Origin of the sequence: Eubacterium xylanophilum ATCC 35991, from assembly GCF_000518685.1 — a bacterium.
GTDB classification, from domain to species: domain Bacteria; phylum Bacillota; class Clostridia; order Lachnospirales; family Lachnospiraceae; genus Eubacterium_F; species Eubacterium_F xylanophilum.
In genome coordinates, this window is record NZ_JAEB01000026.1 from 20,148 (window position 1) to 32,846 (window position 12,699).

At 40.4% G+C, this 12,699-nt stretch carries 12 protein-coding genes, 4 tRNA genes and 1 pseudogene; 10 read left to right on the forward strand and 7 right to left on the reverse strand.

What is annotated here, in order from left to right; genetic code table 11:
- Positions 1-10: 10 nt before the first annotated feature.
- The gene (asd, locus tag L877_RS0105920) at positions 11-1,096 is read right to left on the reverse strand and encodes an aspartate-semialdehyde dehydrogenase (protein WP_026835298.1); all 1,086 of its coding nucleotides are present in this window, start codon (positions 1,094-1,096) and stop codon (positions 11-13) included.
- 287 nt (positions 1,097-1,383) lie between these two features.
- Here asd (L877_RS0105920) and L877_RS0105925 point away from each other — a divergent pair, with 287 nt between their 5' ends.
- Positions 1,384-1,581 carry a cold shock domain-containing protein gene (locus tag L877_RS0105925; RefSeq protein WP_026835299.1) on the forward strand — a complete coding sequence of 66 codons (198 nt, stop codon included), beginning with the start codon at positions 1,384-1,386 and terminating at the stop codon, positions 1,579-1,581.
- 126 nt (positions 1,582-1,707) lie between these two features.
- Here the strand turns inward: L877_RS0105925 and L877_RS0105930 are convergent, their stop codons facing one another.
- Positions 1,708-2,568 (reverse strand): undecaprenyl-diphosphate phosphatase, encoded by an 861-nt coding sequence (locus L877_RS0105930; protein ID WP_026835300.1) that lies wholly within the window; start codon positions 2,566-2,568, stop codon positions 1,708-1,710.
- Between the two features lie 205 nt (positions 2,569-2,773).
- Between L877_RS0105930 and L877_RS0105935 the strand changes: the two genes are divergently transcribed.
- From L877_RS0105935 to L877_RS0105970, 8 genes are all read left to right on the forward strand, one after another.
- Positions 2,774-3,487, forward strand: coding sequence for a phosphatase PAP2 family protein (locus L877_RS0105935; protein WP_026835301.1), 714 nt, complete (start codon positions 2,774-2,776; stop codon positions 3,485-3,487).
- Positions 3,471-4,517 (forward strand): lysylphosphatidylglycerol synthase transmembrane domain-containing protein, encoded by a 1,047-nt coding sequence (locus L877_RS0105940; RefSeq protein WP_026835302.1) that lies wholly within the window; start codon positions 3,471-3,473, stop codon positions 4,515-4,517. Before L877_RS0105935 ends, L877_RS0105940 begins: the two co-directional genes overlap by 17 nt.
- Complete coding sequence (locus tag L877_RS0105945; protein ID WP_026835303.1) at positions 4,514-5,137, forward strand: CDP-alcohol phosphatidyltransferase family protein; 624 nt, start codon at positions 4,514-4,516, stop codon at positions 5,135-5,137. The genes L877_RS0105940 and L877_RS0105945 overlap by 4 nt, the downstream gene beginning before the upstream one ends.
- A 44-nt stretch (positions 5,138-5,181) precedes the next feature.
- Positions 5,182-6,096, forward strand: a complete 915-nt coding sequence (gene asd / locus L877_RS0105950) for an archaetidylserine decarboxylase (protein ID WP_026835304.1) — start codon at positions 5,182-5,184, stop codon at positions 6,094-6,096.
- Between the two features lie 61 nt (positions 6,097-6,157).
- Positions 6,158-6,229: transfer RNA gene (locus L877_RS0105955), tRNA-Glu, on the forward strand.
- Positions 6,230-6,242: 13 nt separating this feature from the next.
- Positions 6,243-6,316: transfer RNA gene (locus L877_RS0105960), tRNA-Ile, on the forward strand.
- Positions 6,317-6,350: 34 nt separating this feature from the next.
- A tRNA-Asp gene (locus L877_RS0105965) sits at positions 6,351-6,424 on the forward strand.
- 22 nt (positions 6,425-6,446) lie between these two features.
- Positions 6,447-6,532: transfer RNA gene (locus L877_RS0105970), tRNA-Leu, on the forward strand.
- 213 nt (positions 6,533-6,745) lie between these two features.
- Here the strand turns inward: L877_RS0105970 and L877_RS0105980 are convergent.
- The 3 genes and pseudogenes from L877_RS0105980 to L877_RS12390 all read right to left on the reverse strand — a co-directional run bounded on the left by L877_RS0105980 (position 6,746) and on the right by L877_RS12390 (position 8,329).
- The gene (locus L877_RS0105980) at positions 6,746-6,961 is read right to left on the reverse strand and encodes a hypothetical protein (RefSeq protein ID WP_207637238.1); all 216 of its coding nucleotides are present in this window, start codon (positions 6,959-6,961) and stop codon (positions 6,746-6,748) included.
- A 119-nt stretch (positions 6,962-7,080) separates the two neighbouring features.
- Complete coding sequence (locus tag L877_RS14100) at positions 7,081-7,218, reverse strand: hypothetical protein (protein WP_156922997.1); 138 nt, start codon at positions 7,216-7,218, stop codon at positions 7,081-7,083.
- Between the two features lie 110 nt (positions 7,219-7,328).
- A pseudogene (locus L877_RS12390) lies at positions 7,329-8,329 on the reverse strand (alpha/beta hydrolase).
- Positions 8,330-8,470: 141 nt separating this feature from the next.
- On the opposite strand from L877_RS12390, the gene L877_RS0105995 reads away from it, so the two are divergent.
- Complete coding sequence (locus tag L877_RS0105995; protein ID WP_026835307.1) at positions 8,471-9,346, forward strand: LysR family transcriptional regulator; 876 nt, start codon at positions 8,471-8,473, stop codon at positions 9,344-9,346.
- 24 nt (positions 9,347-9,370) lie between these two features.
- Here L877_RS0105995 and L877_RS0106000 read toward each other — a convergent pair whose 3' ends face one another.
- The gene (locus L877_RS0106000; protein ID WP_026835308.1) at positions 9,371-10,414 is read right to left on the reverse strand and encodes a hypothetical protein; all 1,044 of its coding nucleotides are present in this window, start codon (positions 10,412-10,414) and stop codon (positions 9,371-9,373) included.
- A 15-nt stretch (positions 10,415-10,429) separates the two neighbouring features.
- Positions 10,430-12,601, reverse strand: a complete 2,172-nt coding sequence (locus L877_RS0106005; protein ID WP_084554803.1) for a glycoside hydrolase family 43 protein — start codon at positions 12,599-12,601, stop codon at positions 10,430-10,432.
- Positions 12,602-12,699: the final 98 nt, after the last annotated feature.

Sequence of the window (12,699 nt, forward strand, 5' to 3'; positions counted from 1 at the left end):
GAGATTCTCCTTATTTCTTTGTGATATAACCCTGAGCCTTCAACAACTCTGCACTAAGAACTGCTCCACCTGCAGCACCTCTTACTGTATTGTGTGACAAACCTACAAACTTCCAATCGAAGTATGAGTCCTCACGAAGACGACCAATGCTTACACCAAATCCGTTCTCATAGTTTACATCAAGTGCAACCTGTGGTCTGTTGTCATCCTCAAGGTACTGGATGAACTGCTTTGGTGCACTAGGAAGATTGAGTTCCTGTGGAAGTCCGCTGAACTCTTCAAGTGCCTTGATAAGCTCTTCCTTAGTAGGTTTTTCTTCAAAATTAACAAATACTGCTGCTGTATGTCCATCGAGAACCGGAACACGGATACACTGTGTTGTAATAAGAGGTGAAGTAGCCTTCTCAATCTTACCGTCAACAACCTTACCCATGAGTCTCAGTGGCTCCTGCTCACTCTTTTCCTCTTCACCACCAATATAAGGGATGATATTGTGCTCCATCTCTGGCCAATCCTTGAATGTCTTTCCTGCACCGGAGATAGCCTGATATGTTGTAGCTACAACAAGTGTAGGCTTAAACTTCTTCCAAGCAAATAATGCCGGTGTATAACTCTGGATTGAGCAGTTAGGCTTAACTGCGATAAATCCTCTTTTTGTACCGAGACGCTCCTTCTGATACTTGATCAACTCATAGTGCTCTGGGTTGAGCTCAGGAACTACCATAGGTACATCCTCTGTCCATCTATGAGCGCTGTTGTTAGATACTACAGGAGTTTCTGTCTTGGCATAGTCCTCCTCGATCTTCTTGATTTCTTCTTTAGTCATATCAACTGCACTAAATACAAAATCAACTTCTGAAGCTACGAGCTCAACATCGTTTACATTTTTGACTACGATCTTCTTAACTGCCTCTGGCATAGGAGTCTGCATCTTCCAACGTCCACCTACTGCTTCCTCGTATGTCTTTCCTGCACTTCTTGGGCTTGCTGCAATTGTAACAACCTCAAACCAAGGATGATTCTCTAACAAAGATATAAATCTCTGTCCAACCATTCCTGTTCCTCCAAGAATTCCAACTTTCAACTTATCACTCATTTGTTCTCTCCATTTCCGTCACTTTCTGTGACCTTTGTCTTTAAATCTTTATAAATAATCTCCATCTAATGAAGATTTATTGTACACTACAGTTTACCACACCTATCTTTTTTCTGTCAATGTCATCTTTGTCCAAATATCCACCTAAGCACACGATTATACTGTCATTTTTCACAACCTTTACATTTAAAGTTCAGATTTCAAAAATAATAAAATTTGACTTTGCCATCAAAATATGTTAATCTTTAATAGTAAATATTTATTTTCTGTTGAGGAGGCATAACAACATGAAGGGAACAGTAAAATGGTTTAATGCGAAAAAAGGTTATGGTTTTATTTCTGACGAAAGCGACAACGACGTTTTCGTACACTATTCCGCCTTGCAGATGGACGGTTTTCGAGTTGTCAAGGAAGGCGACGAAGTAGAGTTCGATATCATTGACGGTGAAAAGGGTCCACAAGCTGCAAACGTTACGAAATGCTAATCAACCAGATAGGTTTTTGTAATTAAATCACTATATATGCGAACCAGCTAAACAAAGCATGGTTCGCATATTTTTTTTAAGGGAATCGCATATTGCTGGTCTTACTCCCTGTGGTCGTAAGACAATCTACACCGGCTTGGCCCCCGTGGCTGCAAAGTATATCAGCACTATCACACCAAGTATAATTCTATAATATCCAAAAACTTTAAAATCATGTTTCCTGATGTATTTCATCATAAACTTAATTACAAAGAGTGATACCACGAATGCAACAAACATTCCTATGAAAAGTGTCAAAATCTGCATTGGTCCATAGGAAAGTCCGTGAAGCACACTCTTGACAATCTTCAACAAACTGGCTCCAAACATAACAGGAACAGCTAAGTAGAATGTAAACTCGGCCGCCGCACTTCTCGATACGCCGAGAATCAAAGCTCCGATAATAGTTGCTCCCGACCTTGAGGTTCCGGGAATGATAGCCGCAAGAAGCTGAAATATTCCTATAAAAATAACAGTCTTATAATCGATTTCATGAACAGTCCTGATCAATGGTCTTTTTCCCTTATTCCATGTCTCGATAATGATAAAGAGTATTCCATAGAGAATCAAAGCTCCGGCTACAACCAACTGGTTGTAGAATATTTCATCAATCAAATCGTCCCATAAAACACCAACTATTGCCGCCGGAACGCAGGCAATGATAATCTTAACCCACAACATGACTACGTCCATCTTGACAAATGTCTCATCCTTGCGTGGATTTGGATGAAAATTAAACGGAAATATTTTATTCCAAAAAAGAATTACTACCGCTATTATCGCACCAAGCTGAACAACTACCAAAAACATGGTCTGAAATTCTTTGTCGCTAAAACTGAGGAACTGATTTACGAGAATCATATGGCCGGTACTACTGACCGGAAGCCACTCCGTAATTCCCTCAACTATTCCCAATATAAAGGCAACAAATACATCAAATGCTCCCATTTTTCACACATCCTCCAAATTTGTATTTATATTATTCGCAGCAAGCTGCATTCAGAATGAATTTTATCACAATAACGGGGATAAAGTCAACCTTATGCCACTAAGCCAAAGAAAAATTTGCCAAATAGTCAATAATGTAGTATAATAATGTAGATATTGACCTATTGTTGTATTTGTTTTTTAACGAAAGAAGTAGGAGGAATTGATGCGAAAGTACATTGAAAAGATATGTCCAGCATATGCAATTATACCCTTGATATGCTGTTTTTCTATAAACATGTTGATTTACTCTATGTCTATGATGATTTGCGATGATTGGCAACATTATGACCTGACGAGTAAATTTGATCAACAGGTCCCATTGCTTCCAAGTTGGATTTTCATCTACTTGGGATGCTATATATTTTGGGCTTTTAACTATATTTTAGTCGGACATATATATAAGAATGACAGAAGGGAATTTTATCGCTTTGTCGCAACTGATATTATATCCAGATTGATTTGCGGACTATTTTTCTTCTTAATGCCTACTACCAATGTCAGACCGGAAGTTCTCGGAGACTCATTCGCAGAGTCGGCCCTGCGCTTCCTCTACCACATTGATAAGCCATCAAACTTGTTCCCATCAATTCACTGCATCGTAAGTTGGATGTGTTTTGTGGGCATACGAGGTTCAAAGCTTGTTCCTAAGTGGTACAAAGCAGTATCATGCGTAATCGCGCTTCTAGTTGTTATTTCCACTCAGGTTCTCAAGCAACATTACATAGTTGATGCCATTGCGGGACTTGCACTTGTGGAGCTACTTTACGCACTCAACAAGAACGTGGATATTTACAAGATTGCTAAGAGTACTTTTGAAAAAATCAACAATCTGATATCTCGAATAATAAAGGAGAGATACGTTGAAAAAACCAGGTAAATACTTAATACATGTTATTTTTCTGCTTTTCCTGATTGCTTTGACATTTTTTCTGCTCTTCAAGGATCAGGATTTAAAACCAGTCATACGCATTCTCGGAGAGGTTCCCGTAGGGTACGTTATTCTGGGACTTCTGCTCGTCGTCATATATGTATGCAGCGAGTCAGTTATAATCAAATATTTGCTCAAGGCCGTCGGTGTGAGCGTCAAATTGCTAAACTGCATTAGATACTCATTTATCGGTTTTTTCTTCAGCTGTATCACACCATCAGCGTCAGGTGGACAGCCAGCCCAGATTGTGTACATGCGAGAGGAAAATGTAAATATTCCGTCAGCCACAATTGTGCTCATGTTGGTGACAATCGAGTACAAATTCGTGCTTGTTTTCACAGGAGTGGCACTCGTGCTTTTCGGGCAATCAATATTGCAGGCATTTCCGGCTGAAGCTCTCTTCTACCTTTACTTGGGACTTGCGCTCAATGTCATATGCATTGCAATTATGATTATGCTTGTATTTTTCCCGAAAACCATGGAATTCGTGGTCAATGGGCTTTGTAACTTATTGAAGAAGATTAAGTTTATAAAGAAAAAGGAAAAGCTAATTAAGAGAATACAAAACTCTGTTGCCAATTACTCAAAGGCATCAGAGTTTCTAAAGAAGAATTATAAAGCTATTGTCGTAACAACGCTGATAACTTTTGTTCAGCGCTTTGCACTATTTACAGTTACATATGTTGTATACCGAAGCTTGGGGCTTAATAAGGCAAGTTTCATAGAGATAACACTTCTTCAAGCATCCATCTCTGTAGCTGTAGATATGCTCCCACTCCCCGGCGGAATGGGAATAAGTGAGAGAATATTTAATCTCATATTTGTACCAATATTTGGCACAGTCGACATCATGCTTTCAGGTATGCTGATAAGCCGTGGAATAAGTTATTATTCACTGCTCATACTCAGTGGTATTATTACACTTTTTTCACATATTACGATTATGTCGAAGAAGAACAAACAAGGAGGACACTTATGATTGGCGTGTACAATTATACCGTTATTCTTACATATCTCGGTGTAACCATATCATTTATAGGAATTATTTTTTCTCTTATGGGTCGTCCCGACATATCCATTTTATGTCTGGCTCTGGCTGGAGCTTGCGACACCTTTGATGGAAAAGTAGCGCGAAGCAAGAAAGATCGCACAGAAAAAGAGATTATATTCGGGATACAGATTGACTCCCTCTGCGATGCTATTTGTTTTGGTGTTTCACCGGCTATAATTGCCTATTCTCTTGGGGCTAATACTCCATTTGGAATTGCTGTTGAAATCGTATTTGTTCTCTGCGGAGTTATTAGATTGGCTTATTTCAACGTTTTAGAGGAATTAAAGCACTTGCACCCATCAGGCGAAGAGCAAAAGTGTTATCACGGACTGCCTATAACATCGATTGCGATTATTTTCCCAATCATATTTCTCTTTAAGCAGTTCATGACCAAGCCACTTTTTATTCTTGTAATCACATTTACTCTCTTGGCCACTGCATTTTTGTATATTACTGATTTCAAGATTAAGAAACCAACTAATGCCATGGTTGCATTTATCATTATATTTATGGCTATCGTTGTGCTGAAAGTTCTCCACGTATTCTAGGACGAACTCAAGCGGAATATTTTATAGATTCAGGTGATTATTATATGCGTTATATAGATAGAAATGGAAATATCATAGATAGACCGGAGAGCAACGACCTATCAGTCAAGTTTCTCTACAACACCCCATTGGGACGAACAATCCTCAAACCGTTGGTACATCCACTTTTCTCCAAGATTGGCGGAAAGCTGATGAACAGTTCACTGTCCACTCTCGCAATTCCCGGTTTTATCAAGAACAATGGAATCAACATGAAGGACTATCCCAAGAAAACATATAGATCTTTTAATGATTTTTTCACTAGAAGAATCAAGGAAAATGTTCGCCCAATCAACAGAGATCCCCACGCCTTGATAAGTCCATGTGACTCGTATCTGTCTGTCTACAACATATCCAGTAACGGAACATTTTCAATAAAAGATACTAGATATACTCTTCCTATGCTTCTTCACAGTAGGAAGTTAGCTCGTCAGTTCGAGGGCGGATATGCTTTGGTATTTAGACTCACCGTCAGCGACTATCACAGATATATATATCCTGTAAATGGTGTTTCTTCCCATCTATATAAGATTCCCGGGAAGCTCAACACTGTGAATCCGATTGCCAATGATTCACAGCCTATTTACAAGGAAAATGCCAGAGAATTTGTCGTCATCAACTCCCATCATTTCGGCCATATTGTGCAGATGGAAGTAGGTGCATTATTGGTCGGAAAAATCACCAACCACAAAGATAGCTATCACATGATTAAGCGCGGTGAGGAGAAGGGCTACTTCGAATTCGGCGGTTCAACTATCATTCTCTTGCTCAGAGAAAACCAGATTGAATTGCGCGAAGATTTGCTTCAAAATACATATAATGGCTTTGAAACCCAACTTCACTTGGGAGATGTCATCGGACATAGTATCTCAGCTAGCAAAAAAATCAAAAAAACACTTGCATTCAACGATAAAACATGATAAAATATTATTCGGTGCTGACGTGAAATAATATTTCATCGCACCGATACAATTACATACTGGCCCCTTGGTCAAGCGGTTAAGACATCGCCCTTTCACGGCGGTAACACGGGTTCGATTCCCGTAGGGGTCATTTTATGATTCATGGACCTTTAGCTCAGTTGGTTAGAGCATCCGGCTCATAACCGGACGGTCCGGGGTTCGAGTCCCCGAGGGTCCACTTTACATAGCGCTTTTTTGTTATTATTTTTTCTGGCCCAGTAGCTCAGTTGGTTAGAGCGCTGCCCTGTCACGGCAGAGGTCAAGGGTTCGAGTCCCTCCTGGGTCGCTTAAGCGTCTATCGCTTAGATGCTGGTGTGGCGGAACTGGCAGACGCCCAGGACTTAAAATCCTGTGGGTGGTAACACCCGTACCGGTTCGATTCCGGTCACCAGCAGTATACGTTTCCAATAATTGTCTTACGAACGACGTGAGTAAGACCAGCAGTATGCGTTTCCAATATAAGTTGTTGCATATTTTGCAACAACTTTTTTATTGGGGGTATTGCACCAGCGGTTGGACGTCTTTTACGGAAAATTTCTTGGATACTCTCTTTTTTGCCGTACCATGCTCTCTTATTCAATCACTCGTTCAGCAATTCTATCTCCATTTACGGAAATTTCTTTGAATTTCTTAGTTTTTTCCGTACTTCTTCTTCTACTTGCATTCTCTGTTCAGCCCCTTTTTTTAAGAATACGGCTAGATTTCTTGTTCCAGCCATTCTAGCCGTACTGACCACCAAAAATGTCGTGACACAGTTTCCCCAGTTTCCCCTCAGTACGGCTAGATTTCCTGCTCCCGCCATTCTAGCCGTACTGCCCCTCAAAATAACGTGACACAGTTTCCCCAGTTCCCCCTCAGTACGGCTAGATTTCTTCTTCTCGCCATTCTAGCCGTACTAAAAAACCGCAACTCATTACGGCTAGATTTCCTGCTCCAGCCATTCTAGCCGTACCGCCCCTCAAAATACCGTGACACAGTTCCCCCAGCCCCCCTCAGTACGGCTAGATTTCTTCTTCTCGCCATTCTAGCCGTACTAACCACCAAAACCACCGCATCACCCTCTCCCACGCCGGCTCTCACGGGTCTCCTTCTCTGATTTGATCACATGGCATACCAACCCCAAGGGGCTGTCACACTAACGATTTTTAATCGTTAATGCGACAGCCCCTTTATCTAACTAAGATATTTATCTAACTAAGATATTCCTCATAAAAACTCTGAATCTTATCAAATGGAATTACACCCTTTTCCCCGCCGTCATATAAGTCAGTATGGACTGCATCAGGGATAATTAGCAATTCCTTGTTGTCTGCATACTTACTATCTCTGGTCATATCTGCATATGCATCCTTTGAAAAGTAACAGGAGTGGGCTTTCTCGCCGTGAATAAGTAATACCGCACTTCTAATCTCGTTGCTATACTCAAGGATTGGTTGATTGACAAATGACTCGCAACCTACGACATTCCAACCTCCATTGGAATTTAGCGATCTTTCATGATAACCACGCTTAGTCTTGTAATAATCATAATAATCTTTTACGAAAAATGGTGCGTCCTCCGGAAGTGGATCAACTACTCCGCCTCCGAGCTTATACTCTCCATTCTTTAAATCCTCGATTCTCTGCTGACACATAGCTTTCTTACTCTCATATCGAGCTTCCTCGCTATCTTCACTGTCAAAATACCCCTTTGCATTCACTCTTGTCATATCATACATTGTAGAAGCAACCGTGGCTTTTACTCTTGTGTCGAGAGCCGCTGCATTTATTGCCATCCCCCCCATCCACATATTCCAAGAATTCCAATTCTGTTCTCATCAGCTTTCTCATTCATATAAAGATAATCCACCGCAGCCATAAAGTCTTCCGTATTGATATCCGGAGATGCCATATATCTTACATTTCCGCCGCTCTCCCCTGTAAAAGATGGGTCAAACGCAATCGTCAAAAATCCCCTTTCAGCTAATTCTTGCGCGTATAAACCTGAGCACTGCTCTTTTACAGCGCCAAATGGTCCGCTCACAGCTATAGCTGGAAGCTTGCCATCATTTTCCTTGGGAATATACATGTCTGCGGCTAATGTAATGCCGTATCGATTAACAAAAGTCACCTTGCTATGGTCTACTTTATCACTTTGTGGGAATGTCTTGTCCCATTCATTCGTCAGTTTCAACTCTTCTATCTTAATCATACTCATGCCTCCTTAAAAATATTATTATCTATATTATAACCTCTTGCAATCGCCTTGACAAATAGTTATAATGAATATAATGATATGCATATTTGGAATATCACACACTACTTACAAACTTATTATACGAGGAGGATTTTCATGGAAATTAGGGCCTTACGATACTTTCTTGCAGTTGCTCGCGAAGAAAATATAACAAAAGCAGCTGAGCTTCTGCATGTCACTCAACCAACTCTATCAAAACAATTAAAGGCATTGGAATTGGAACTTGGTAAAAAACTCTATACTCGCCACAGCTTTAGCATAAAGCTTACCGATGAAGGAATGCTTCTTCGAAAGCGCGCTGAGGATTTGGTAGATATGGCAGACAAGATAGAACGAGAATTTGACTCTCTTAATGATATTACTGGAGGAGACCTCTACCTTGGACTAGCCGAGTCCTACCAAATCAAGTACCTAGCAATGGCAATAAGAGCCTTTAAAGCCAAGTACCCAAACCTTCACTATCATATCACCAGCGGAGATACTGAACAAGTCGAAGAAAAACTAGATAAGGGGCTTTTGGATTTCCTAGTTTTAGCAGAGCACCCAGACAGCCACAAATACGAGTATATTGAGTTCCCCGAAAGTGATATTTGGGGTCTGATTATCCCGAAAACTGATCCACTTGCATCAAAAAAGGCCATTTCTGTAAATGACCTCATAAATCTTCCTCTATTTTGCTCTGAACAAGCTTGGACCAATGAGATAAAAAAATGGGCTGGAAACACATATCCCAAACTCACCCTTGAAGGTTCTCTGCGACTATCATATAATGGATCCGTATTTACAAGAGAAGGACTTGGATATTTGTTGACTTTTAATCATCTGATTGATACCTCTGATGAAAGTGGTCTCGTATTCCGCCAACTCAAGCCTACTCTTGAAACAAAGCTTTATATCGCTTGGAATCGCCATCAGACCTTCACGCCTATTGCAGAGAGATTTCTCGAACATTTAAAGAAATCATTCAAATAGTCTGACAGCATTCAAAACGCCTATTTATCTCTTAAATCTATGTATTTTCTTTACTTCTTCATAGGAATTCGAGCACATTATATCACTCAATCCCCAAGTATCATCATAAATAAGAGTTACAAATACATCTCCATCCGTCTTCGCCTCTGAACTTACAAGTACGAGATCCACAAAAACTTTCCTCAACTCCCCGTCATAGAAGGCACTGGATGCAACTGCAGGATGGCAATTTTCGCTTCTGATTTGCCCCAGATAATTCTCGTACTCTCTAGCCTTTTTCTCTATCAAGTCCATATTAAAGTGGCTAATCTCCAAATCTTGTCTTCCTTTAATTCCTGTCTCATCTCCCCTTGCAACGCTCACTAAAATAGATGTGGTATTTACCACTTCATCTTCGATATGTAAATCTCTATGATTTGCCTTTTCAAGCATGTCATTCTTGAACAAAGCATCCTTTAACACTCTTTCTCCGCCGGTCTTATAATCTACATAATTAAAGATTTCAACTCCTACAATTATCAGAAAACAAGTGGCAAGAGCTACAAGAATTCCAAAGTGTAAATGTTCCTTCAAACATCTCACTTTTTCAGGAGTCATGGTCTTGCCCCTTATCCTTCTCTTCCTAATTATAAGCCTTACAATCACAAAGACAACTGTGGTAATACCACATAGAATCAACACCATAAACCTGTATAAAAACTGCCCAAGACCACCTAAAAATACTCCTGTATAATCATATAAATAGTCCTGTAATTGGTCAGAATTAATTAATATTAAATTAATTAATGCCGGAATAATAACAAACCATGTCAAGCATATCCACATCCTCACTCGGTTTGTTGCCTCTCCAAGATAATATCTGAATACAATAACAGAGATAACTATAATTGTTATCGCAATTATGCATGGAAATGGATCAGGCAGTTCATGTTTCATGTTCTCATGATCCACCAATACAGTCATGACATTGATTAATAGGGCATAAAGAATTATAAATAATACTACTGCCAAATCAATTTTTCCCATGAACTTGATAATTCTCCAATTAGAAAAGAATCTCTCCTTCATATTTCGTCCTCTTATCTACCAACACTTATAATAATCGAAGTCCACATATCCTCCGGTCTCAGTTGTCGCATAGTTTGTCAACCAAGTTCTTGCACCCATAAATGTTGTTGAAGTGCTGAATTTCATCTTTAATGCATCTCCAATCAACTCCCAATTTTCTCCGTCAAAACTGTAATAAAATTGAGCTTTATCGCTTCTCGTCTTGCCGGTATTAAAGCTATATTCGACTCTCAAGTATACCTTGGTATCTCCGACTATCTCATCGGCGGTTTCGTTGATATCTATTTCTTCTTCATCGACAGGGCGGGCGTTTCCTGCACCTCCTGATCCTTGGAATATATGGCGCTTTCCATCCTGTCCGCAGGATACACCAACCATCCCATAGTCGCTTCCAACTGCCACAAGTCCTGCATAATCTCCCGGCTTCATCCCGGAAGTTGTTATAGCAGTTTCTGAGACAAATTTCGGTCCCACAGTTCTCTGTGTCAGAGAATTTCTTGCAAAATATACGTTTTTACATGTCTTTCCATTGATGATTCGGTAATTGCCCGGATTCGCAAGTACCGACCAATTATTATTATCCGGATTGTGATTCCACTGCCATACAAGCTTAAGTGGCTCGCCCTCGCTATAATCAAAATCATCACTGTCTACAATGTAAGTACCAGTCGGATCATTTTCAAGATTAATTGTGAGTGGATTGTCTACTTTATCCTTGGTACTTTGACAAGATACAAACTCTCCTTCTTCATCGTAATATCCCATCATAGGCCAGTCCTTGTAATTCTTGCCGTTCTTATCTGTATAATCCCAGTTCACAGCTAAGATCGATGGAATTCGACCGATGGCATCGTGATCCTGAAATAGTATTCCGTACCAATCACCATAAATTGTATCTACAATCCCTCCCTGAGCAATGCCGGTTCCATATTCCTCAGTCGAGCCCTGGAATATAATCTGACTCTCCCATTCGCCGCTCCAGTCAGGTGCAAAAAGATTTTTGGTTCTATAACAAATCTCTGTTCTAAACCACCCGCTCTCCGGCGAAGCAATTACCATTACATAATAGTACTCTCCTATTTTGTAGGCATGACACCCCTCCCAGAGACTCCATCCCTGTGGCTTCTGGATAATCGCCTTAGATGCTCCAACAAGCTTTACTTCCTCTTTATCATCATCCAACTCAACCTGTTGAATTCGATTTGGTCCTCCGCCGTAAAAAACATAGAGTTTGCCATCATCAAAAAGCATGCTCGGATCGTGATAGCTCCCCGTCACAAAATGTCTCTTCCACGGACCATTTTCCACGTCATCAGTTGTATATATGAAAAATCCATATTTGTTGCTGTTGAAGCAGACATAAAACTTTCCATCGTCCGGGTTAAACCTTATGGCCGCCGCCCATGATCCGTTGGTATAAACTTGCTTATTATTTGCAAGGTTATTGGCATCGTCATCAAAAAGCGTATCATAAACATAATTGACAATTTTCCAATGAACGAGATCTGTTGATTTCATGATTGGTACACCTGGATTCATGTTCATTGTGGTGCTCACCATGTAATAGGCGTTACCCACTCTGATAAAGTCACAATCAGGAATATCCGAAAAAATAGTCGGATACTGCGCAGTCGTCTTGTGCACAACTTCCGGAAGCGGAGTCGGTGCAACTTCTGTTGGTTCCGCCACCTGTGGTGTTGCTGCCGCCTCTGTTGGTTGAATCACTTGCGGTGTTTCCATTTTCCCTGGTTGAACAGTTTGCGGTGCAGCTGTCGCGGCTAGATTAGCTCCTGTTCCAGGGCCTGATGTCATATTTGCCTCACTTTTTTTCTTCGCTTTATTTATCTTAACTTTACATTTTTTGATTTTCATACTTCCCCCGCTCAACTTGATTTTGGCCGTTATCACTGCTGTTCCCGGTTTCTTGGCAGTAACCTTCACTGCCTTTTTCCCGGCTTTCTTAATCGAAACAATTCTCCTCTTCGAAGTCTTCCAGCTAACTTTCTTCACTCTTGTTCCCTTTACCCTTAGCTTCGAAACCTGTCCAACCTTCATCGTCAACTTGGTCCTGCTGAGCTTTATCCCCCCTGACGCATTGATAAATGTAGCATTACAAATCGTGCTCGTTGCTATTGCTAATATGCACATCTTAGACAATTGTCTTTTCACATTTGCCCCTACCTTCATAATGAAAACCTCCTCATATATTCCGTGTTTTTCGTCATAATCTCCAATGACTATTTAACTGAATTTTAACACGAAATATATATATATTGAATGACCAT

Bases quoted from the DNA above. Each gene is read 5' to 3' on its own strand.
- L877_RS0106000 (WP_026835308.1), bottom strand. From the start codon at position 10,414: ATGAAGGAGAGATTCTTTTCTAATTGGAGAATTATCAAGTTCATGGGA.
- L877_RS0105930 (WP_026835300.1), bottom strand. From the start codon at position 2,568: ATGGGAGCATTTGATGTATTTGTTGCCTTTATATTGGGAATAGTTGAG.
- asd (WP_026835304.1), top strand. From the start codon at position 5,182: ATGCGTTATATAGATAGAAATGGAAATATCATAGATAGACCGGAGAGC.
- L877_RS0105945 (WP_026835303.1), top strand. From the start codon at position 4,514: ATGATTGGCGTGTACAATTATACCGTTATTCTTACATATCTCGGTGTA.
- L877_RS0106005 (WP_084554803.1), bottom strand. From the start codon at position 12,601: ATGAAGGTAGGGGCAAATGTGAAAAGACAATTGTCTAAGATGTGCATA.
- L877_RS0105995 (WP_026835307.1), top strand. From the start codon at position 8,471: ATGGAAATTAGGGCCTTACGATACTTTCTTGCAGTTGCTCGCGAAGAA.
- L877_RS0105925 (WP_026835299.1), top strand. From the start codon at position 1,384: ATGAAGGGAACAGTAAAATGGTTTAATGCGAAAAAAGGTTATGGTTTT.
- L877_RS0105935 (WP_026835301.1), top strand. From the start codon at position 2,774: ATGCGAAAGTACATTGAAAAGATATGTCCAGCATATGCAATTATACCC.
- asd (WP_026835298.1), bottom strand. From the start codon at position 1,096: ATGAGTGATAAGTTGAAAGTTGGAATTCTTGGAGGAACAGGAATGGTT.